This is a genomic window from Cupriavidus sp. UGS-1, from assembly GCF_021213615.1.
In the GTDB taxonomy this organism is placed as follows: domain Bacteria; phylum Pseudomonadota; class Gammaproteobacteria; order Burkholderiales; family Burkholderiaceae; genus Cupriavidus.
The window spans coordinates 168,461-188,206 of the sequence record NZ_JAJQJF010000010.1 but is presented as its reverse complement, the minus strand read 5'-3'; the positions used below and the strand labels follow the sequence as shown (position 1 = coordinate 188,206).

Sequence of the window (19,746 nt, the reverse complement as noted above, 5' to 3'; positions counted from 1 at the left end):
TCCGCTGTGACTGCCGCTATCGAGCGCCCACACTTATCGGTTGTTCGTTTGTTAAAGAACTCACGCGCCGGCTTTGCCGTTCGCGTCGCTGCGTTGTCAGCAGCAGAGAAACGAGATTATGCAGAACTTTTCGCTTCTCGTCAACAGGTTGTCAGCACTTTTTTGCTGCCGCTCCAGCACCGCAGCGCCTTCGCCTTCCCCGTCAACCTCGCCGCCGTTCGGCTGCGAGGGGGCGAATATTAAGGGAGTGCGCGCCGCCTGGCAATACCTTTGTCATCTTTTTATGCCAGGCGACGCGGCAGCCGCTTCAGCGGTGCTGGAAGTTCGGCGCGCGCTTCTCGACGAAGGCGGCCATGCCCTCCTTCTGATCCTCGGTCGCGAAGGTCGAGTGGAACAGCCGGCGCTCGAGGTGCACGCCCTCGCTCAGCGAGGTCTCATAAGCGGCGTTGACCGACTCCTTGATCATCATCACGACCGGCAGCGAGAAGCGGGCAATGGTTTCGGCCGCGCCAACGGCCTCGTCGATCAGCTTGTCAGCCGCGACCACGCGCGAGACCAGGCCGGCGCGCTCGGCCTCGGCGGCGTCCATCATCCGCGCGGTCAGGCACAGGTCCATTGCCTTGGCCTTCGAGACTGCGCGGGGCAGCCGCTGAGTACCGCCGGCACCGGGCATCGTGCCGAGCTTGATCTCCGGCTGGCCGAACTTCGCGGTGTCGGCGGCGATCACGATGTCGCACATCATCGCCAGCTCGCAGCCGCCGCCCAGCGCGTATCCGGCCACCGCGGCGATCACCGGCTTGCGGATGCGGCGAATCGTCTCCCAGTTACGGGTGATGTACTCGCCCTTGTAGACATCCATATAGCTGTACTTCGCCATCATGCCGATATCCGCGCCCGCGGCGAAGGCGCGCTCACTACCGGTGATCACGATGCAGCCGATCGCCTCGTCCTGGTCGAACGCCGTCAGCGCGGCGCCCAGTTCGTCCATCAGCGCGTCGTTGAGCGCGTTCAGCGCCTTCGGACGATTCAGCGTCACCAGCCCGACGCGGCCACGGGCTTCCACCAGGATGTTGTCGTACGCCATGGGTTTCCTCTGTCTCCAATGAAAAAGGGATACGGGCCCCGAACACGAGCCCGAAAGCATCGCTGCGACCAGCAACGATACCCGGCTTCGCCATCACCCGCCTATTGCGGGCACTACGCGGTCGCGAACCGGCAGCCGGCCATAGCAAACCGCAAAAGATTAATGCTAACATTTGCCGACCGACTGGTCGGTTAATTAAAGCCGCCGTCGCTCTTCCCTACAATGCCAGACGGAGCCGTCACCCGGCTTCGATCCAGAACAACCTTCCGGAGCGGCCGGCACAGAGTCGCCGCAACCGGGACATGGCAGGAGACAAGCCAATGCACGCCACGCCCACGCCGTCGCCCCGTACCGCCGTCGACGCCGGCCCGGTACTGCTCGCCTGGCATGGCGACGTCGCCGTCGTCACGCTGAACCGGCCCGACAAGCTCAACAGCTTCACCCGCGAGATGCACGCCGCGCTGGTGCAGGTGCTCGACCAAGCCGAAGCCGGCCATGCGCGCGCCCTGCTGCTGACGGGCGCCGGCCGCGGCTTCTGCGCCGGGCAGGACCTGGCCGATCTGGATTTCACGCCGGGCCGGATGACCGACCTCGGCGACCTGATCGACAGCGCCTTCAACCCGCTGGTGCGCCGGCTGCAGTCGATGCCGCTGCCGGTGATCGCCGCGGTCAATGGCACCGCCGCCGGCGCCGGCGCCAATCTGGCGCTGGCCTGCGACATCGTGCTGGCCGCCCGCTCGGCCAGCTTCATCCAGGCCTTCATCAAGATCGGACTGGTGCCCGATTCGGGCGGCACCTGGTTCCTGCCGAAGCGGCTCGGCATGGCGCGCGCGCTGGGCCTGGCGATGACCGGTGACAAGCTGTCGGCCGACGAGGCCGAGAAGTGGGGCCTGATCTGGGAGGCGATGGACGACCCGCTGCTGATGGAGCAGGCACTGGCGCTGGCCACGCATCTGGCCGCGCAGCCGACCCGCGCGCTGGCCGCGATCAAGCGCGCGATGTACGCCAGCGCAACGCAGACGCTGGATACCCAGCTAGACATGGAGCGCGACCTGCAGCGCGCGCTCGGTGGATCGCACGACTATGCGGAGGGCGTCAACGCCTTCCTCGAGAAGCGCGCGCCGCGCTTCACCGGTCAATAGGCAATCGGCCGCCGGCCTCGCCCCCTTCCCTCTCTCCAGGAGATCCGCTTGACTTCCGATCCGCAAGCGCTGGCCGAAGCGGCCGCGGCCAGCATGTACGAGGCCGACAGTTGCAGCCGCTGGCTCGGCATGACCATCGACGCGATCGCCCCCGGCTATGCGCGGCTGTCGATGCCGGTCCGCGACGAATTCCTGAACGGCCACGGCATCTGCCACGGCGGCCTGATGTTCACGCTGGCCGATTCCTGCTTCGCCTTCGCCTGCAACAGCCACAACATCAACACGGTCGCGGCCGGCTGCAGCATCGAGTTCCTGAAGCCGGTCCGCGGCGGCGACGTGCTGACCGCCGAGGCCACCGAGCAGGTCTTGTCGGGCCGCCACGGCGTCTACGACATCCGCGTGACCAACCGCGACGGCGAGGTGGTCGCGATGTTCCGCGGCAAGTCGGCGCAGATCAAGGGCCATGTCGTGCCGCCGCCGGAAGCGGGCTGATCACAAAGCCCAGCGCCCCGAGCGCCCGCCCCTTGCATTCCCACCCCGCAGTCACACCCCAAAGCGCCACCCATAGCAGGAGAGAACGATGAGCACGCGCCTGACCGATCTGCCGCTGGAGCCGATCGAGACCGCCAGCCGCGACGAATTGCAGGCCTTGCAGCTGCAGCGCCTGAAGTGGTCGCTCGACCATGCCTATCAGCATTCGCCGGTCTACCGGCGCAAGTTCGACCAGGCGGGGGTGCACCCGGAGGATCTGAAATCGCTGGCCGATCTCGCGCGCTTTCCGTTCACGACCAAGCAGGACCTGCGCGACAACTACCCGTTCGGCATGTTCGCGGTGCCGCAGGACCAGATCGCGCGCATTCACGCGTCATCCGGCACCACCGGCAAACCCACGGTGGTCGGCTATACGCTGCGCGACATCGACACCTGGGCCACGGTGATGGCGCGCTCGATCCGCGCCTCGGGTGCGCGGCGCGGCGACAAGGTCCATATCAGCTACGGCTACGGGCTGTTCACCGGCGGCCTGGGCGCGCACTACGGCGTCGAGAAGGCCGGCCTGACCGCGATTCCGTTCGGCGGCGGCCAGACCGAGCGCCAGGTCCAGCTGATCCAGGACTTCCGTCCCGAGATCATCATGGTGACGCCCAGCTATATGCTGGCGATCGCCGACGAGTTCGAGCGCCAGGGGCTCGACCCGGCCGCCAGCTCGCTGCAGGTCGGCATCTTCGGCGCGGAGCCGTGGACGCCCGAGATGCGCGTGGCGATCGAGCGACGGATGGGCATTTCGGCGGTCGACATCTACGGTTTATCCGAGGTGATGGGCCCCGGGGTGGCGAACGAGTGCGCGGAGACCAAGGACGGTCCGACCATCTGGGAGGACCATTTCTATCCCGAGATCATCGACCCGAACACCGGCGAGGTGCTGCCTGACGGCAGCTTCGGGGAGCTCGTGTTCACGTCGCTGAGCAAGGAGGCGCTGCCGATCGTCCGCTATCGCACGCGCGACCTGACGCGGCTGCTGCCGGGCACCGCGCGGCCGGCGTTCCGCCGGATGGAGAAGATCACCGGCCGCTCCGACGACATGATGATCATCCGCGGGGTCAACGTGTTTCCGTCGCAGATCGAGGAACTGATCCTGAAGCACGCCGAGCTGGCGCCGCACTACCAGTGCGTGCTCGGCAAGGAAGGCCATCTCGATACGCTGACGGTGCGGGTCGAATGCGCGCATGGCGTCGAGCCGGACACCGTGCGCCAGGCGCGCGACACTCTGACGCACGAGATCAAGGCCTATATCGGCGTGACCGTGGCGCTCGAGATCCTGCCGTCGGGCGGCGTCGAGCGCTCGGTCGGCAAGGCGCGGCGGATCGTCGACCAGCGCCCGCGCTAGGCCGCCAAGCCGCCCGCTGCTCGCAGTAACCGCCCGCGCTCAGCTGCGCGGCATCAGTACCCACATCCGGCCGGCCTGCTTCATGCGGCCGGCGGTCTCGCCCGCCGCATCGCCCGCGCCCCAGAAGAAGTCGGCGCGCACGCCGCCCTTGATCGCGCTGCCGGTGTCCTGCGCAAACACCAGCCGCTCGATCGGCTCGCTCGACAGCGGCCGCGTGGTCGACAGGAACACCGGCACGCCGAGCGGAATGGTGGCCGGATCGACCGCGATCGAGCGCTCCGCCGTCAGCGGCACGCCCAGTGCACCGATCGGACCGTCGTTGTTCGGCGGCAGTTCGCGAAAGAACACATAGCGCGGATTGACGTTCAGCATCTCCTCGACCCGGGCCGGATTGGCGCGCGCCCAGGCCTTGATGCCCTGCATCGTCGCCTGCGCCGGCGTGATCTCGCCCCGGTCCAGCAGCCATTTGCCGAACGAGCGGAACGGCTGGTCGTTGGTGCCGCCGAAGCCGACCCGCATCATCGTGCCGTCGGCCAGCCGGATGCGGCCCGAGCCCTGGATCTGCAGGAAGGCGGCCTCGACCGCGTCGTCGACCCAGACCACCTCGTTGCCGCGCAACGCCGGATCGCGCAGCAGCTGCGCGCGCGGCGGCAGCGGCCGGTTGCCCCATTGCGGCGGCTTGCGGTGCAGCGGAATCTGATAGGCGCCCTGGCGCGTACGCGAGCCGTGCAGGATCGGTTCGTAGTAGCCGGTCACCAGGCCGCTGTCGGTGCCGTCGCCGTTGACGACGCGGTACGGCTGGAAATGCTGCTCGAAATAGCTGCGCAGCGCCTGCGGGTCGCTGGCATCGACCATCAGCCCGGCCGTGCAGGGGCCGCGCCATTCGGCGCGCTTCTTCAGCGCCTGGCAGCTCGCCTGCAGCGCCGGCCATGCGGCCCGCACGTCGTCTCGCGTCCAGCCGCCGATCTCGCTCCAGCTCGCCGGCTGCAGCCGGCCCTTGCCGGGGCCCCCGGTCACCGGCGGGCTCGGCTGCCCGGTCTCGATGCGCGGCGGCGGACCGCTGACGCAACCGGCCAGCACGGCGGCCGCGCCGACGATGGCCCACAGCGCGCAGGCACCGGGCATACGGCGCGCGACGGCGGCAGAACGGGGAGAAGGCGGGAAATCACGGCGGAGGGCGAAAACGGAGTCGTGGTCAGTCATCGTTTGCGGTGTGGTTGTCGCCGGGCGCTGGCCGCGGCGGCAAGGACAGTGGCTCTCAGTGGCTGGCGGCGGCTATGGCAACGGCACCGGCCGGAGGGCGATGCCATACAATGCTCGGGGCCGATCCGGGTCGATTCTGCTGTACCGGACCGGCTTTGCCTCGAACGCGGGAATCATCCATGAGCGAATTCTTTCAAGACCATCCCATGCTGCTGTTCGCCCTCGAGGCCGGCGTGGCGCTGTTTCTGCTGATCTTCATCGTGGTATGGACGATGGGCACGGCGAAGAAGCATCCGCGTCCCAGCCGCGCCCCGGCGGATCACCCGTCGCGCGCCGCCGCGGCAGCGCCGGGCCACGCAAATCAGGCAAGCCAGCCAAGCCAGGCGAATCAGGCCGCGGGGCAGGCGCACAGCAAGGACAACGCGCCGGGCGTCTAGGTTCCGGCAGCGGTGCCGTCCCGGTGCCGTCCCCGGAGCGAACCCGCTGCGCGCACCCGTCAATGCAGCATGCGCGGCAGCACCAGCGCGAACTCGGGAATCGGCACCTCGAAGCGATGGCCGTCCTCGGCCACGCAGAAGTACTTGCCCTTCATCGAGCCGACCGGCGTGGAGATCGTGGCCCAGCTGGTGTACTCGAAGTGCTCGCCCGGCTTGAGCAGCGGCTGGTGCCCGACCACGCCGAGCCCCGCCACCTCCTGCGTGGCGTTGTCGCTGTCGGTGATCTGCCAGTGCCGCGAGATCAGTTGGGCCGCAACCTCGCCGGTGTTCTGGATCGTGATGGTGTAGGCAAAGGCATGGCGTCCGTGTTCCGGGTCGGACTGATCGGGCAGATACTGCGTGCGCACGGAAACGGAAAAAGCGTACTCGCTCATTGTCGGGGTGGCCGGTGGCAAGACAAAGGTAGCGGCATTGTGCGGCAAGGGCAGGGGTGCGGCAAGTCGGGGGCACGCCCCCGCCGGCCGGGCCTCCAGGGCGCGCCCACGGCGAAGGCGGCGTAAAATGGCGCCCTTGCGCGCCGGCCACAGCGGCGGGACGCGCCCTTGCCTCCTTGCCACGTCGCCACCCGCGCCGCAACCCAAGCCGTCACCCACGCCATCATGAGCACGCCGACCTTTCGCATCGCCCCGTCCATCCTGTCCGCCGACTTCGCCCGCCTGGGCGAGGAAGTGCGCCGCGTCACCGAGGCCGGCGCCGACTGGATCCACTTCGACGTGATGGACAACCACTACGTGCCGAACCTGACGGTCGGCCCGCTGGTCTGCGAGGCGATCCGCCCGCACGTGACCGCGCCGATCGACGTGCACCTGATGGTCCGCCCGGTCGACCGCATCATTCCGGACTTCGCCAAGGCCGGCGCCAACATCATCACCTTCCATCCCGAGGCGAGCGACCATGTCGACCGCTCGCTCGCGCTGATCCGCGATCACGGCTGCCAGGCCGGCCTGGTGTTCAACCCGGCCACGCCGCTGCACCACCTGGACCACGTGATGGACCGGCTCGACGTGATCCTGCTGATGTCGGTCAACCCGGGCTTCGGCGGCCAGGCCTTCATTCCCGAGACGCTGAACAAGCTGCGCGCGGTACGCGAGCGCATCGAAGCCTATACCGCTCGCACCGGCCGCACGATCCTGCTGGAAGTCGACGGCGGCGTGAAGGTCGAGAACATCGCGCAGATCGCCGCGGCCGGAGCGGACACCTTCGTCGCCGGCTCCGCGGTGTTCGGCAAGCCCGACGCCGACGGCGGCTATCGCGGCGTGCTGTCGGCCTTGCGCGCCGAACTGGCCAAGGTGGGCCAGTAATGGAAGGGGCGACGCTCAAGCGCACCGACTGGCGCGGCATCCGTGGAGCCATCGTCGACCTGGACGGCACCATGGTCGATACCGCGGGAGACTTCCACGCGGCGGTCAACGCGATGCTGCAGGCGCTGTCGCACCTGCATCCGGCGCTTGGCGAGATAGCCCCGCTGCCGCTGCCCGAGATCGTCAGCTTCGTCGGCAAGGGCTCCGAGAACCTGATCCGGCGCGTGCTCGACGCGCGCCTGCCGCCCGCCGCGGCCAACGGCCTGTTCGCCGATGCGCTGGCGCTGTACAACCGCGAATACCTGCGCATCAACGGCCAGTTCTCGGCGCTCTATCCCGGCGTCGAGGCGGGGCTCGCGGCGCTGAAGGCGGCCGGCCTGCGGCTCGCCTGCGTCACCAACAAGCCGCACGACTTCACCGCGCCGCTGCTCGACAAGCTGGGCCTGGCGCCCTGTTTCGAGCTGGTCTACGGTGGCGACGCCTTTCCGTTCCGCAAGCCGGACCCGCTGCCGCTGCTGAAGGTATGCGAGGCGTTCCGGCTCGAACCGGCGCAGATGGTCGCGATCGGCGACTCCGAAAACGACGCGCTGGCGGCCCGCGCGGCCGGCATTGGCGTGCTGCTGGTGCCCTACGGCTACAACCATGGCAACCCTGTACAAGGCGTCGACGCCGATGGTATAGTCGGCTCGCTTGTCAAGGCTGCTGAGGTCTTGACGGCACACCGGTAGTCTCCGGCCACGGCGCGGCAGCCCCACGGCACGCGCCCTGCCCGATCCGCGAGACCGCCCTCTCCGCATCCCGCGCAGACACCCCAGAACACGACTTCATGTTCCTGAACCGCAAACGCATTTTTACTGACAGTGATCGGCAGGCCTGGCCCTGGCGTCGCTGGCGCGCCTCCCAACAGGCGTAAAGTGCGTTCGCGACTGCACTGATCGCGCCCGGCCGATCCATCGGCAAGGCGTGGCGATCAGCCCGGCGGTCCTGCCGGCCCGGTTTTCCTTCCCGGCAATCCCTGCTAGCGTTACCCGAACGCGCAATACGCCCCTTGGCTCGACACGGAGCGACAGTGGCGTTCCGGCGAGCCGCCCGACGGGGCCGGTGCTTCGGCCATCCTGCCCCTCCCAGAATCGCCCGCCGGGGATCGCATTGCCGCAGCCCCCGTGCGCCGTCCCAGAGGACCGTCATGACCGAACTCGAATTCAAATCGCTGGCCGACCAGGGCTACAACCGCATTCCGTTGATCGCCGAGGCCTTCGCCGACCTGGAAACGCCGCTGTCGCTGTACCTGAAGCTGGCGCAATCGCAAACCCGCGGCGTCAACACCTTCCTGCTCGAATCGGTGGTCGGCGGCGAACGCTTCGGCCGCTATTCCTTCATCGGCCTGCATGCGCGCACGCTGCTGCGCGCCTACGGCCAGCGCACCGAGGTCGTCACCGACGGCAAGGTGGTCGAGACCCATGAGGGCAATCCGCTGGACTTCATCGCGGCGTTCGAACAGCGCTTCAAGGTCGCGCTGCGCCCCGGCCTGCCCCGCTTCTGCGGCGGCCTGGCCGGCTACTTCGGCTACGACACGGTGCGCTACATCGAGAAGAAGCTGGCCGACACGCAGAAGGCCGACGACCTGGGCCTGCCCGATATCCAGCTGCTGCTGTGCGAGGAGCTGGCCGTGATCGACAACCTGTCTGGCAAGCTCTATCTGATCGTCTACGCCGACCCCGGCATGCCCGAGGCCTATTCGCGCGCGCGCCAGCGCCTGCGCGACCTGCGCATGAAGCTGCGCCAGCCGGTCGACGTGCCGGTCACCAGCCCGTCGGTGCAGACCGAGGTCTACCGCGAATTCGACAAGGCCGACTATCTGACGGCGGTCGGCAAGGCGAAGGAATACATCGTGGCCGGCGACATGATGCAGGTGCAGATCGGCCAGCGGCTGACCAAGCCCTACCGCGACGCGCCGCTGTCGCTGTACCGCGCGCTGCGTTCGCTGAACCCGTCGCCGTACATGTACTTCTACAACTTCGGCGACTTCCAGATCGTCGGCGCGTCGCCGGAGATCCTGGTGCGGCAGGAAACGCGCCGCACCAGCGAACAGGGCGAGACGCGCTCGCGCCGCGTGGTGACGATCCGCCCGCTGGCCGGCACGCGGCCGCGCGGCAATACGCCGGAGCGCGACGCGCAGCTGGCCACCGAGCTGCTCAACGATCCGAAGGAGATTGCCGAGCACGTGATGCTGATCGACCTGGCGCGCAACGACATCGGCCGCATCGCAGAAACCGGCTCGGTCAAGGTCACCGACCAGATGGTGATCGAGAAATACTCGCACGTGCAGCACATCGTCAGCTCGGTCGAGGGCACGCTGAAGGACGGCATCAGCAATCTGGACGTACTGCGCGCGACCTTCCCCGCCGGCACGCTGAGCGGCGCGCCGAAGGTGCGGGCCATGGAGATCATCGACGAACTCGAACCGCGCAAGCGCGGCATCTACGGCGGCGCGGTCGGCTACCTGTCGTTCGGCGGCGAGATGGACCTGGCGATCGCGATCCGCACCGGCATCGTCAAGGACGGCAATCTGTATGTGCAGGCGGCCGCCGGCATCGTGGCCGATTCGGATCCCGAGGCCGAATGGCGCGAGACCGAGGCGAAGGCGCGCGCGGTGATCCGCGCCGCCGAGCAGGTCCAGGACGGGCTGGACTCGGACTTCGCGTAAGCGCCGGCTGCAGCCCAGGGAGTCTGCCGCCCCCCCGTACGCGGGGCCCAGCGTCTTCCCTCCGGGCTGAAAAAATGAAAAAAGCCACTGGGTTCCCGCCTGCGCGGGAACGACCAGCGTTACTTCACCGCAGCAGTTTCCCGGGCCGGCGCTTGCACCGCGTGCGGCAGATGCACGTCAGCGATCGTGCCGTCGCCCTCATGGTCGACCACCGCGACCTTGGCTCGCTGCAGCGCGCGCAACTGCTGGCCGGACACATGGAAGCTGCGCGCCAGTTCATCGTCGCGCAGCGCCGGGATCGGCTTGCGCCGATCGAGGCCGGAGAAGCGGTACTGGTTATACAGCGCCCAGCTCAGCAGCACCACGCCGTTGAACAGCCCCACCACCACGTAGATCGACAGCGTGCCGGCGGTCGGCAGCAGCGCCGACCAGAACGGCACGTCGGGGCCGGCATTGGCGTGCCGCAGCACCGCCTGCAAACCGGTCACGCACAGGTAGCCGAAGCCGATCCAGGCCAGCGCGGTCAGCAGCGCGTCGATCAGCCAGCCCAGCCGCGTGCGCCTGGTGCGAACGATCATGTCATCGGGATTCATCACGACCTCATCGATTTGATGCCGCGATCCGGGCTGGTCCAACGGGCGCGGCGCCGGGTCTTGAGCATGACTTTGGGGAAGGCCATCAGCGTGGTCAGCATGCCGATCATCCAGAAGGCCAGCGGATACCAGATCGTCCAGTACATCGAGCGGCCCAGCTTGGGCTCGTAGCGGCGGTCGATCGCCACGCTGATCGCGAACTGCAGCACGCACACCACCGCGAGCACCATGCCGGTAAAGCCCGGCGGCACCAGCTTCTCGATGCGGACGTTGTCGGGCAGGTCGACGAAATGGCCGAGCGCCCACAGGATGATCGACATCGCGAAGATGAAGGCCCAGCCGGCCGACAGGCAGTACTCGGCCATCAGCGGCCACAGCCGGCGATGGCGCCAGATCCAGATCGAGCGCACGTTCTTCAGGAACACCTCGGCGCCGCCCTGCGCCCAACGCAGGCGCTGCTTCCACAGGCCGCGCAGCGTCTCGGGCATCAGGATCCAGCACAGCGCGCGCGGTTCGTAGAAGATCGACCAGTGGTCGCGCTGCAGCTTCCAGCTGATGTCGATGTCCTCGGTGATCATGTCCAGGCTCCAGTAGCCGGCGCGATCGAGCGCGCGGCGGCGAAAGGCCGCGACCACGCCGGACACCGTGAACACCTGGCCGTAGACGCGCTGCGTGCGCTTGATCAGCCCGATGATCGACGAGAACTCGCCGACCTGGATGCGGCCGATCAGCGTCGAGCGGGTGCGGATGCGCGGGTTGCCGGTCACCGCGCCGACGCGCGGGTTGTCGACCATCGGCGCGACCAGGTAGGCGGCCGCATCGGGGTCGAGCACCGCGTCGCCGTCGATGCAGACCAGATACTCGCCGCGCGCGGCCAGCGCGCCCATGCGCAGCGCCATCGCCTTGCCCTGGTTCTGGGCCAGGTGGACGACGCGCAGCCGCTCGTGCCTGGCCGCCATCGCATCGAGCAGCGCGCCGGTGCCGTCGCGCGAGCCATCGTTGATGGCGATCACCTCGAAGTTCGGATAGCGCTGCGCCAGCGCGGCCCGCAGCGTTTCCTCGCCGTTCTTCTCCTCGTTGAAGCACGGCACCAGGATCGAGATGAAGGGCTCGCCGGCCACCTTGGGCGGCTGGCGGTCTTCGTCCCAGGACCACTTGCGTTCCCAGTGCCACCAGTAATAGATGCCACCGGCCATCCACAGTCCGGACATGAACAGCGGATAGAAGAACACGAAGGCAAGCAGCAGGTCGCCGGTCGCCAGCACGGCCATGCCGATCGGCAGGCCGAGCGCGATGCACAGGACGATCAGGGCAAATAGACGTTCGATCATGGCGCGGGATACCAGGCGTTGGACAGCGCCGGCCGGATCACGTCGAGCCGAGGCTGGTTGTTATGGAAGTCGTCCGGGTAGTAGCCGAAGTTGCGCGCGCCGCGGCGCTGCAGGCGCTGCATCCAGCCCGCCAGCACGGCGCTGTCGACCGGCGGCGCATCGGCCTTGCGCCAGTCGCGGCTCTGCAGCTCGAACACCGTGCGGCGCAGCGCGCCCGGGCGCTTGGCCACGGTGTCGATCAGCGAGTCCAGCCACGCGTTTTCCTTGCCGGCCGGCACCTGCTCCATGTATGGCATGGCCATCGGCGCGGTCCAGTCGTAGGCGACGAGGAAGTCGTCCAGGTTCTGCGCGAACCACGCCTCGCTCTCCGGCTGCAGGATCGGCGCGGCGAAGATGTTGCGCGCGGTCTTGATCGCCGGGCCGCGAATGGCGCGGACCTTGGCGGTCAGCTCGTGCGTGAAGTCGACCAGCGCACGGCTCTTGAACCGCGTCCAGCGCTGCATCGTCTCCGGATTGGCGCGCAGCGCCTCGATCGAGTCGGGCAGCCCGGCCTTGCGATAGGCCGCCAGCGCCGGCGCGCTGGCATCCTCGAAGTCGCTCATCACGGCGTCGTCGTGGAACAGGATGCCGTCGAACACCGCATGGCGCGCCAGGTCTTCGTACAGCTCGCCGATGCGCTGGCGGGCGACCGGATCGAACGGCGACAGCCGGCGGTACTGCTTCGGATCGACGTCAATGCCGCCGGTCTTCGGATCCCAGCGCGACACGCGGGCGATCGACTTGTCCAGGTCCAGCGCCAGCACCGGCATCCACGCATAGAGCTTGACGTCGGTGCGGTTCTGCAGCTGCCAGGCGACTCGGTTGAACAGGTCGGCGCGCACCGGCAGCACGCGGTTCGGGAAATACACCGACTTGACCAGGCCGCTGGCGTCCGGATCGGCAAAGGCCTGCAGGAAGACCGTGTCGATCTTCAGGTCGTAGATCCGCTGCACCAGCTTGTCCAGATTGCGGTCGACCTGGGCCGGATCGGCATCGTAGACATAGTCCAGATCGACGTGGGCAACGCGCATGTTCTGCTGCTGCTCCATCTCGACCACCGACTGCGCAAAGCCGCGCAGGCCGGGGTCGTCGCCGATCAGCAGGCGCGCGCCGGACATCATCTTGTCCACGGTCGCCAGGCCGTCTTCCAGCGTCAGCGCCATCTGGTAGCCGTTCTCGCCGATGATGCGCAGCGCCGTGCCGCTCTCGGCGCCATACGGCCAGATCCACACGCGCACCGGCTTGCCGGTGATGCGCCGGACCTTGTCGGTGATCCGCTGCACGTCGTCGCGCACGCGCCTTTCATAGGCGGCGTCGCTCTCGTAGGTGCCGGTCTTGCTGTCGTAGGCATGCACCGCGGCCACCGGCTGCGTGTTGCCCTGCGGGTTGGCCAGCACGCCGTAGTGGTGGGCGTCGGTATGGGCGCCGATCTCGACCAGACCCGAGGCGGCGATCTCGCGCACCTGCTGCCAGGTCAGCATGCGGTCGCGCTCGGTCGGCGTGCCGCCGAAATCGACCGGCTTGTTCTCCGGCGTATCGAGCCACACGCCGACCGGCGCCAGCACGGCGGGCCAGCGATAGGCCTTCAGGATCGGCAGCACGCGCGTATAGAAGCTGCGGTAGCCGTCGTCGAAGGTCAGCAGCACCGCGCGGTCGGGCAGCGCCGGGCCGCCGTTGCGGGCGGCCAGGATCTGGTCGACCGTGACCGGCCGGTAGCCGTTCTCGCGCAGCCAGGCCAGCTGCCCGATCAGATGGTCGGTGCGTACGCTCAGATAGGCCTGGTCCGGGTCGCGGTCCTCCACGTCGTGGTACGCGAGCACCGCGACATGGTTGCGCGGCCACGGCTGCTCGGCCTTCGCGACAGGCCGGTCGGCCGGCGGCGTGAACACCGGAATGTCCTTGGCGCAGGCGGCCAGCAGCAACGTGGCCACCGCCAGCAACAGCATCAGAAAAGCGCGATAGGGGCGCATCAAGGTTGCGTCCATGGCATGCATCCCGTTCAGAATCGGTAGGTCAGGTCGAACACGATGCGCAGTTCGCGCTCGCGCTGGCCGTCGTACGGACGGCTGGTGCCGGTGATCGTGGCGCCGACGTCGAACACGTCGTTGGTGCGGAAGCGCTGGCCATAGCCGATCATCATGATGGCGCCGGTGCCGTAGCCGCGCTGCGCATAGGCGCCCGCGCCGGCCAGGAACTGCTGTTCCCAGACGGTCTCGTAGCGGCGATGCAGCGTGTGGGTCAGCCGCACCGACGGCAGCAGGGTCAGGTCCGAACGCGGGTTGTAGTACGGCGTGTCCCGGCGCGTGTTGCGCGAGGCCCAGATGTCGACCAGCAGATCGCCCTTCAGGTGCGGCGCGGTATAGAAGCGCTGCACGCCGGCGACGCCGCCCTCGAGGCGATCGTTGCCGTCGCTGAAGCGCGACGGCGCCACCGTGAACATCCACTCGCTGCGCTCGCTGGCGCGGTAGCGCGCGAACGCGGCCAACGTATCGGCGTAGATGCCCTGCTTGAGCGCGCGCAGCGGCGTGCCGGTCGAGCGCAGCGCGCCCGAGGCGCCGACCTGCCAGCGATCGTCGATGTCGTATTGCGCCGACAGCCGGCCGCCGGCACGGCCACCGTTGCCGCCGCCATAGTCGTGCGCCGAGACTTCGCCCTCCAGCGTCAGGTCGCGCACGCGGTACTGCACGCCGGTGCGCGCCCAGCGGTAGTCGACGCTGCCTTCCTGGAAGCGGCCGGTCGCATAGCCGATGCCGCCGAAGGCGCGCCAGTCGTAGTTAATCGGCGGGCTGTACAGCACCGCCTCGATGCCGAAATTGCCGTTGCCGACCACGGCGCTGTCGTTGGCGAGGCCCCGATAACCTTCGATGCGCAGTTCCGACTTGTTGTGGACCTGCCAGTCGCGATCGAGGCGCCGGACCGCCAGGTCTTCTGGATAGCGCGCCATCGTGTCGTTGCGCAGCATCTCGGCCTGGCGCCATTCCTGCAGGTCCAGCGCGGCATGGCCCTGCTGCACCTCGAGCGGCACGGCGCGCGGCGCCAGCGTTTCGGCCAGCTTCAGCTCGACCTCGGCCTGGCGCGGCCAGCCGCGGGCCCGATAGAGCTCGGCCAGCAGCACGCGCAGCCGCGAATTGCCCGGCGCACGGCTGACCAGATCCTCGAGCCGCTGTTGCGCGTCGACAGTGTCGTCGGCCTGACGGCGCGAACGCGCGCTGACCTCGGCGGCATCGAGCCACAGATCGTTCGGCTGCCGCGTCGGCTGGCCGCGCAGCCACCGCCAGCGCGGTTGCTCGGCGCTGGCCTGCTGCACCACCTCGCCGGCCGGCGGAAACTTCTCGGCCTCGGCATGCGCGTAGTACAGACCCGTCTGCGCTGCCAGCCGCGCCTCGGCGTCGCCGCCCGGCGGATAGGCCTCGCGGATGGCCTGCGCGTACAGCGTCTCGGCCTGTTCGGGATGACGCAGATAGAGATAGGCCGCGGCCACGTCGGACAACGCAAAGGCCGGGACCTCGACGCCCTCGGCCCGCAGGGCCTCGTATTCGTTGACCAGGTCCTGCATCCGCACGCGCGCGTGCAGCGCGGCGAGCCGGTCGATGCGGGCGCGGCGCAACTGCGCCTCGCCGCGCGGGCCGGTGCCGCGCAATTGCGGCAGCAGCTGGTCATAGCGGGCCAGCGCGCGGTCGGCGATCGCGAAGCGCTCGGCCTCGGTCCGGCTCGGCATGTCGGCCAGCCGCACCTGTTCGGCGGTCACGTCCAGTTCCAGCTCGAGCCGGTCGGCGCGCTCGAGCAGGCCGGGATGTTCGTCGGCGACGCGCAGCGCGGCCTCCGGCAGACCGGCATGCTCGAGCGCGCGCACATATTCGCGCACCACGTCCTTGCGCTGCGGCGCCAGGCCATGCGCACGGTCGGCCTCGAACAGCGCCTCGTAGGGATCGTTGGCGCGGGTATGCGCGTAGGCCAGCGCAATGCGGGCATCGGGACTGGACGGCTGCCGCTCGACCAGCGCCCTGCCCGCCGCGACGGCGTCGGCGGTGCGGCCGCTGTCGGCCAGCACCAGGATTTCGCCCAGGGCAAAGTCCTGGCGCGCCGGGAAACGCTGCCGGCCTTCGCGATAGTGCGCCAGCGACGCATCCCACTGGCGCTCGTCACGCTGGGCGCGTGCGACGGCGGCCAGCACGTCGGCGGGCAGCTGGCTGGCGTCGCTGCCAAGGCCGCGATACGTCTCGAGAACCTCGGCCGGGCGGCCGGCCCAGCCGGCGATGATCATGCGGTCGTAGGCGGCGCGGCGGTCGGCCGGCGCCTGGGCCAGCCGCTCGCGCAGCGCGGTCAGCGCCGGTTCGTAGTCGCCGGCGCGGGCGCGCTGGATCAGCGCATCGTATTGCCGGTCCGCCTGCGCCGGTGGCTGGTCGGCCTGCGCCGGTGCGGCATGGGCCGGCACCGCCAGGCACGACATCGCCGCCGCCAGCCCGACAGCCAGCTGCACCGGGGTACGCCGCCGCAACGCCCGCAGACGGCGGCTATCGGCCGGAACGCGGGCAGGAGAGCGCGAATGACGCGTCATCAAAGACTCCATTGGGACTCCGCAGCCTGTCTCGCTGTGATGGTCAAGCGCCCGCGGCGTGCATCGATGGCGCGCACGCGAGTCCGTTATCGGCTAGGGAAGGGCGGCACGAGGGCACGGAACCCGATCGGGTCTGTCCCGCCTGCGGAGATCGACGGGGGAGGACCTACGGGATCCGGCGGGCACCGAAGAACCTCGCCGGATGGCCATCGCAGAGGGGATGGCGTCGTGCAACCGCAACCGCTGCAGAAGCGCAAGATGCGGAGCCGCAAAACTTCGCAAAGTGTAGTGAAGAAGCTGAAAATCGATTGTGAACGATAGAAAACACGCCAAATTCCGCTTCCGCAGCCCCCTCCCTTGGTTGGGGATTGCGGGACGGGCCCGCGGCCGGGCGGCGCTCGCGCTCGACACCGGCATGCGAGGCAAGTTAAAGTAGCGACTTCGTTCCGGATGCGCGGTGTCCCACAAAGCGTCGCTTTCCGTGTAACCTCCGAACACACCCCGATCGACCTGATCACCCCGATCATCCAATCGTCTGACGCAGAACCACGATGACTTTCCGGGCTCCGACCGTTTCGTCGCATTCGTCCCGTTGGTGGCGCTTCCACTAGGAAGCGGCACGTCGTTGCGTTCTTGTTCGCACCTTGCCGCCGTTCCGGTTGGCATACGTGCGGTCCGACAGCTCACCGGTGCGGCGGCTCCTAGATACCCAGGAGATCTGCCGATGCCGTCGAACCCCTCCCCCGCTTCAACCGTTTCGAATACCGCCGCGCGCCAGCCTGCGCCCGCCGCGCTTGCCGCTTCGCGTGCCCGCCGCACGCGTGCTTCACGCGCCTTCCGTTTCCACCAACATCAAGCCGGGTGAATCATGCTGCTGATGATCGACAACTACGACTCGTTCACCTACAACCTGGTGCAGTACTTCGGCGAGCTCGGCGCCGACGTGCGGACCCACCGCAACGACGAGATCACGATCGAGGAAATCGAGGCGCTGGCGCCCGAGCGCATCTGCATCTCGCCCGGACCGTGCAGCCCGGCCGAGGCCGGCATCTCGGTGGCCGTGCTCAAGCACTTCGCCGGCAAGCTGCCGATCCTGGGCGTATGCCTGGGCCATCAGGCGATCGGCGAGGCGTTCGGCGGCAAGGTGATCCGCGCCAAGCAGGTGATGCACGGCAAGGTCAGCCGCATCGAGACCACGCAGCAGGGCGTGTTCGCCGGCCTGCCCAGGGCGTTCGACGTGACGCGCTATCATTCGCTGGCGATCGAGCGCGAGACGCTGCCCGACTGCCTGGAAGTCACCGCGTGGACGCCCGACGGCGAGATCATGGGCGTGCGGCACAAGCAGTTCGCGATCGAGGGCGTGCAGTTCCATCCCGAGTCGATCCTGTCCGAACATGGACACACGCTGTTGGAGAACTTCCTGAAGGTGGCGCGATGAAACGGCTCGATGCCCCGCTCGCCGCCGCCCTCGCTACCGCCCCCTCACGCGCCCCATCGAACGGATCGAACAAACCCCACGCCTGCGAGACCGCCATGCCCATCACGCCCCAGGAAGCGCTGACGCGCTGCATCGAACACCGCGAGATCTTCCACGACGAGATGCTGCATCTGATGCGGCAGATCATGCAGGCGCAGATCTCGCCGGTGATGGCCGCCGCGATCCTGACCGGGCTGCGCGTCAAGAAGGAGACCATCGGCGAAATCACCGCCGCGGCGCAGGTGATGCGCGAATTCGCCAACAAGGTCACGGTGTCCGAGCGCGAGCATTTCGTCGACATCGTCGGCACCGGTGGCGACGGCTCGCATACCTTCAATATCTCGACCGCATCGATGTTCGTCGCGGCCGCGGCCGGCGCGCGCATCGCCAAGCACGGCAACCGCGGCGTCAGCTCCAGGTCCGGCAGCGCCGATGTGCTGGAGGCGCTCGGCGTCAACATCATGCTGACGCCCGAGCAGGTCGGCCAGTGCATCGCGCAGACCGGCATCGGCTTCATGTTCGCGCCGACCCACCATCCCGCGATGAAGAACGTCGCGCCGATCCGCAAGGAAATGGGCGTCCGCACGATCTTCAACATCCTGGGCCCGCTGACCAACCCGGCCGACGCCCCCAATATCCTGATGGGCGTGTTCCACCCCGACCTGGTCGGCATCCAGGTGCGCGTGATGCAGCGCCTGGGCGCCCGTCACGCGCTGGTGGTCTACGGCAAGGACGGCATGGACGAGGTGTCGCTGGGCGCGGCCACGCTGGTGGGCGAACTGAAGGACGGCGAGGTGCGCGAATACGAGATCCACCCGGAGGACTTCGGCCTGTCGATGATCTCGAACCGCGGCCTGAAGGTGGCCGACGCCGCCGAATCGAAGGAGATGCTGCTCGAAGCGCTGTCCAACGTGCCGGGCACCCCGCGCGAGATCGTGTCGCTGAACGCCGGCACCGCGCTGTACGCGGCCAATGTCGCCTCGTCGATCGAGGACGGCATCGCCCGCGCGCGCGAGGCGATCGCCAGCGGCGCGGCGCGCGCCAAGCTCGACGAGTTCGTGCAGGCCACGCGGCAGTTCCAGTAATCAGAGGCAAGCAAGCATGTCCGACATCCTGCAGAAGATCCTGGCCGTCAAGGCCGACGAAGTCAGCGCCGCGCGCAAGCGCCGCGACCTGCCCAGCCTGCGCGCCGAAGCCGAGAGCCTGCGCGGCGAGGCCGGCCTCGCGCCGCGCGGATTCGGCGCGGCGCTGCGCACCAAGATCGATGGCGGCCAGGCCGGCGTGATCGCGGAGATCAAGAAGGCGTCGCCGTCCAAGGGCGTGCTGCGCGAGCATTTCGTGCCCGAGGCGATCGCCGAGAGCTACGCCGGCCATGGCGCGGCCTGCCTGTCGGTGCTGACCGACGAACACTTCTTCCAGGGCCATGCCGACTACCTGCGCCGGGCCCGCGGCGCCTGCCCGCTGCCGGCGCTGCGCAAGGACTTCATGGTGGACCTGTACCAGGTCTACGAGGCCCGGACCTGGGGCGCCGATGCGATCCTGCTGATCGTCGCCGCGCTCGATCCCGGCCTGATGGCCGAACTCGAGGCCTGCGCGCACGAGCTCGGCATGGACGTGCTGGTCGAGGTCCACGACGGCGCCGAGCTGGAGGCGGCGCTGCGGCTGAAGACGCCGCTGGTCGGCGTCAACAACCGCAATCTGCGCACCTTCGAGGTCTCGCTGCAGAACACGCTGGACCTGCTGCCGGCGATGCCGGCGGACCGGCTGGTGGTCACCGAGTCCGGCATCCTCGGACCGGACGACGTGGCGCGGATGCGCGAGGCCAACGTCCACGCCTTCCTGGTCGGCGAAGCGTTCATGCGCGCCAAGGACCCGGGCGCCGAACTGGCCCGGCTGTTCGCCTGACATCGGCCGCCCGCCGCCCGCCTC

General features: G+C 68.5%; 18 protein-coding genes. 11 read left to right on the top strand and 7 right to left on the bottom strand.

Going from position 1 to position 19,746, the window contains the following annotated elements; translation table 11 throughout:
- Positions 1–243 (top strand): hypothetical protein (locus tag LRR16_RS15115; protein WP_232206375.1); only part of this gene is annotated, 243 nt, incomplete at its 5' end.
- Positions 244–307: 64 nt separating this feature from the next.
- Here LRR16_RS15115 and LRR16_RS15110 read toward each other — a convergent pair.
- Entirely contained in the window at positions 308–1,084 is a 777-nt protein-coding gene (locus LRR16_RS15110) for an enoyl-CoA hydratase (protein ID WP_232206374.1), read from the bottom strand.
- A gap of 320 nt (positions 1,085–1,404) precedes the next feature.
- Here LRR16_RS15110 and paaG point away from each other — a divergent pair, with 320 nt between their 5' ends.
- The 3 genes from paaG (at position 1,405) to paaK (ending at position 4,111) form a co-directional block, all read left to right on the top strand.
- Positions 1,405–2,226, top strand: a complete 822-nt coding sequence (gene paaG, locus LRR16_RS15105; protein ID WP_232206373.1) for a 2-(1,2-epoxy-1,2-dihydrophenyl)acetyl-CoA isomerase PaaG — start codon at positions 1,405–1,407, stop codon at positions 2,224–2,226.
- A gap of 48 nt (positions 2,227–2,274) precedes the next feature.
- Positions 2,275–2,718 carry a hydroxyphenylacetyl-CoA thioesterase PaaI gene (gene paaI / locus LRR16_RS15100; RefSeq protein ID WP_232206372.1) on the top strand — a complete coding sequence of 148 codons (444 nt, stop codon included), beginning with the start codon at positions 2,275–2,277 and terminating at the stop codon, positions 2,716–2,718.
- Positions 2,719–2,806: 88 nt separating this feature from the next.
- A complete protein-coding gene (paaK, locus tag LRR16_RS15095; RefSeq protein ID WP_006579020.1) occupies positions 2,807–4,111 on the top strand; it encodes a phenylacetate--CoA ligase PaaK in 1,305 nt (434 codons plus the stop codon).
- A 39-nt stretch (positions 4,112–4,150) separates the two neighbouring features.
- Here the strand turns inward: paaK and LRR16_RS15090 are convergent, their stop codons facing one another.
- Complete coding sequence (locus LRR16_RS15090) at positions 4,151–5,236, bottom strand: murein transglycosylase A (protein WP_232206371.1); 1,086 nt, start codon at positions 5,234–5,236, stop codon at positions 4,151–4,153.
- Positions 5,237–5,493: 257 nt separating this feature from the next.
- Between LRR16_RS15090 and LRR16_RS15085 the strand changes: the two genes are divergently transcribed.
- Positions 5,494–5,751 carry a hypothetical protein gene (locus LRR16_RS15085; protein ID WP_232206370.1) on the top strand — a complete coding sequence of 86 codons (258 nt, stop codon included), beginning with the start codon at positions 5,494–5,496 and terminating at the stop codon, positions 5,749–5,751.
- A 59-nt stretch (positions 5,752–5,810) separates the two neighbouring features.
- Here LRR16_RS15085 and apaG read toward each other — a convergent pair whose 3' ends face one another.
- Positions 5,811–6,185: a Co2+/Mg2+ efflux protein ApaG gene (apaG, locus tag LRR16_RS15080; protein ID WP_006579374.1), complete on the bottom strand. Its 375-nt coding sequence runs from the start codon at positions 6,183–6,185 to the stop codon at positions 5,811–5,813.
- Positions 6,186–6,410: 225 nt separating this feature from the next.
- Between apaG and rpe the strand changes: the two genes are divergently transcribed.
- The 3 genes from rpe to trpE all read left to right on the top strand — a co-directional run bounded on the left by rpe (position 6,411) and on the right by trpE (position 9,819).
- A complete protein-coding gene (gene rpe, locus LRR16_RS15075) occupies positions 6,411–7,112 on the top strand; it encodes a ribulose-phosphate 3-epimerase (protein ID WP_232206369.1) in 702 nt (233 codons plus the stop codon).
- The gene (gene gph / locus LRR16_RS15070; RefSeq protein WP_232206368.1) at positions 7,112–7,840 is read left to right on the top strand and encodes a phosphoglycolate phosphatase; all 729 of its coding nucleotides are present in this window, start codon (positions 7,112–7,114) and stop codon (positions 7,838–7,840) included. The genes rpe and gph overlap by 1 nt, the downstream gene beginning before the upstream one ends.
- Before the next feature lie 458 nt (positions 7,841–8,298).
- Positions 8,299–9,819: an anthranilate synthase component I gene (gene trpE / locus LRR16_RS15065; RefSeq protein ID WP_006579371.1), complete on the top strand. Its 1,521-nt coding sequence runs from the start codon at positions 8,299–8,301 to the stop codon at positions 9,817–9,819.
- A 119-nt stretch (positions 9,820–9,938) separates the two neighbouring features.
- Here trpE and pgaD read toward each other — a convergent pair whose 3' ends face one another.
- The 4 genes from pgaD to pgaA are packed head-to-tail and all read right to left on the bottom strand — an operon-like array spanning position 9,939 to position 16,340.
- Positions 9,939–10,412 (bottom strand): poly-beta-1,6-N-acetyl-D-glucosamine biosynthesis protein PgaD, encoded by a 474-nt coding sequence (pgaD, locus tag LRR16_RS15060; protein WP_006579370.1) that lies wholly within the window; start codon positions 10,410–10,412, stop codon positions 9,939–9,941.
- A complete protein-coding gene (pgaC, locus tag LRR16_RS15055) occupies positions 10,412–11,743 on the bottom strand; it encodes a poly-beta-1,6-N-acetyl-D-glucosamine synthase (protein ID WP_023265234.1) in 1,332 nt (443 codons plus the stop codon). Before pgaC ends, pgaD begins: the two co-directional genes overlap by 1 nt.
- Positions 11,740–13,767, bottom strand: coding sequence for a poly-beta-1,6-N-acetyl-D-glucosamine N-deacetylase PgaB (gene pgaB, locus LRR16_RS15050; protein WP_232206367.1), 2,028 nt, complete (start codon positions 13,765–13,767; stop codon positions 11,740–11,742). The genes pgaC and pgaB overlap by 4 nt, the downstream gene beginning before the upstream one ends.
- A gap of 14 nt (positions 13,768–13,781) precedes the next feature.
- Entirely contained in the window at positions 13,782–16,340 is a 2,559-nt protein-coding gene (gene pgaA / locus LRR16_RS15045) for a poly-beta-1,6 N-acetyl-D-glucosamine export porin PgaA (RefSeq protein ID WP_232206366.1), read from the bottom strand.
- A gap of 868 nt (positions 16,341–17,208) precedes the next feature.
- Here pgaA and LRR16_RS15040 point away from each other — a divergent pair.
- From LRR16_RS15040 to trpC, 3 genes are all read left to right on the top strand, one after another.
- Positions 17,209–17,778 carry an aminodeoxychorismate/anthranilate synthase component II gene (locus LRR16_RS15040; RefSeq protein WP_006577780.1) on the top strand — a complete coding sequence of 190 codons (570 nt, stop codon included), beginning with the start codon at positions 17,209–17,211 and terminating at the stop codon, positions 17,776–17,778.
- Positions 17,779–17,873: 95 nt separating this feature from the next.
- Positions 17,874–18,902, top strand: coding sequence for an anthranilate phosphoribosyltransferase (trpD, locus tag LRR16_RS15035; protein ID WP_006577781.1), 1,029 nt, complete (start codon positions 17,874–17,876; stop codon positions 18,900–18,902).
- Between the two features lie 16 nt (positions 18,903–18,918).
- Entirely contained in the window at positions 18,919–19,722 is an 804-nt protein-coding gene (gene trpC / locus LRR16_RS15030; RefSeq protein WP_006577782.1) for an indole-3-glycerol phosphate synthase TrpC, read from the top strand.
- Positions 19,723–19,746 lie beyond the last annotated feature (24 nt).

What these genes read in the sequence shown, in the direction of transcription:
- pgaB (WP_232206367.1), bottom strand. Translation starts at nt 13,767, where the DNA reads ATGGACGCAACCTTGATGCGCCCCTATCGCGCTTTTCTGATGCTGTTG.
- pgaA (WP_232206366.1), bottom strand. Translation starts at nt 16,340, where the DNA reads ATGACGCGTCATTCGCGCTCTCCTGCCCGCGTTCCGGCCGATAGCCGC.
- pgaC (WP_023265234.1), bottom strand. Translation starts at nt 11,743, where the DNA reads ATGATCGAACGTCTATTTGCCCTGATCGTCCTGTGCATCGCGCTCGGC.
- LRR16_RS15040 (WP_006577780.1), top strand. Translation starts at nt 17,209, where the DNA reads ATGCTGCTGATGATCGACAACTACGACTCGTTCACCTACAACCTGGTG.
- trpE (WP_006579371.1), top strand. Translation starts at nt 8,299, where the DNA reads ATGACCGAACTCGAATTCAAATCGCTGGCCGACCAGGGCTACAACCGC.
- gph (WP_232206368.1), top strand. Translation starts at nt 7,112, where the DNA reads ATGGAAGGGGCGACGCTCAAGCGCACCGACTGGCGCGGCATCCGTGGA.
- apaG (WP_006579374.1), bottom strand. Translation starts at nt 6,185, where the DNA reads ATGAGCGAGTACGCTTTTTCCGTTTCCGTGCGCACGCAGTATCTGCCC.
- paaG (WP_232206373.1), top strand. Translation starts at nt 1,405, where the DNA reads ATGCACGCCACGCCCACGCCGTCGCCCCGTACCGCCGTCGACGCCGGC.
- pgaD (WP_006579370.1), bottom strand. Translation starts at nt 10,412, where the DNA reads ATGAATCCCGATGACATGATCGTTCGCACCAGGCGCACGCGGCTGGGC.
- LRR16_RS15085 (WP_232206370.1), top strand. Translation starts at nt 5,494, where the DNA reads ATGAGCGAATTCTTTCAAGACCATCCCATGCTGCTGTTCGCCCTCGAG.
- rpe (WP_232206369.1), top strand. Translation starts at nt 6,411, where the DNA reads ATGAGCACGCCGACCTTTCGCATCGCCCCGTCCATCCTGTCCGCCGAC.
- trpD (WP_006577781.1), top strand. Translation starts at nt 17,874, where the DNA reads ATGCCCATCACGCCCCAGGAAGCGCTGACGCGCTGCATCGAACACCGC.
- paaK (WP_006579020.1), top strand. Translation starts at nt 2,807, where the DNA reads ATGAGCACGCGCCTGACCGATCTGCCGCTGGAGCCGATCGAGACCGCC.
- LRR16_RS15090 (WP_232206371.1), bottom strand. Translation starts at nt 5,236, where the DNA reads ATGCCCGGTGCCTGCGCGCTGTGGGCCATCGTCGGCGCGGCCGCCGTG.
- LRR16_RS15110 (WP_232206374.1), bottom strand. Translation starts at nt 1,084, where the DNA reads ATGGCGTACGACAACATCCTGGTGGAAGCCCGTGGCCGCGTCGGGCTG.
- trpC (WP_006577782.1), top strand. Translation starts at nt 18,919, where the DNA reads ATGTCCGACATCCTGCAGAAGATCCTGGCCGTCAAGGCCGACGAAGTC.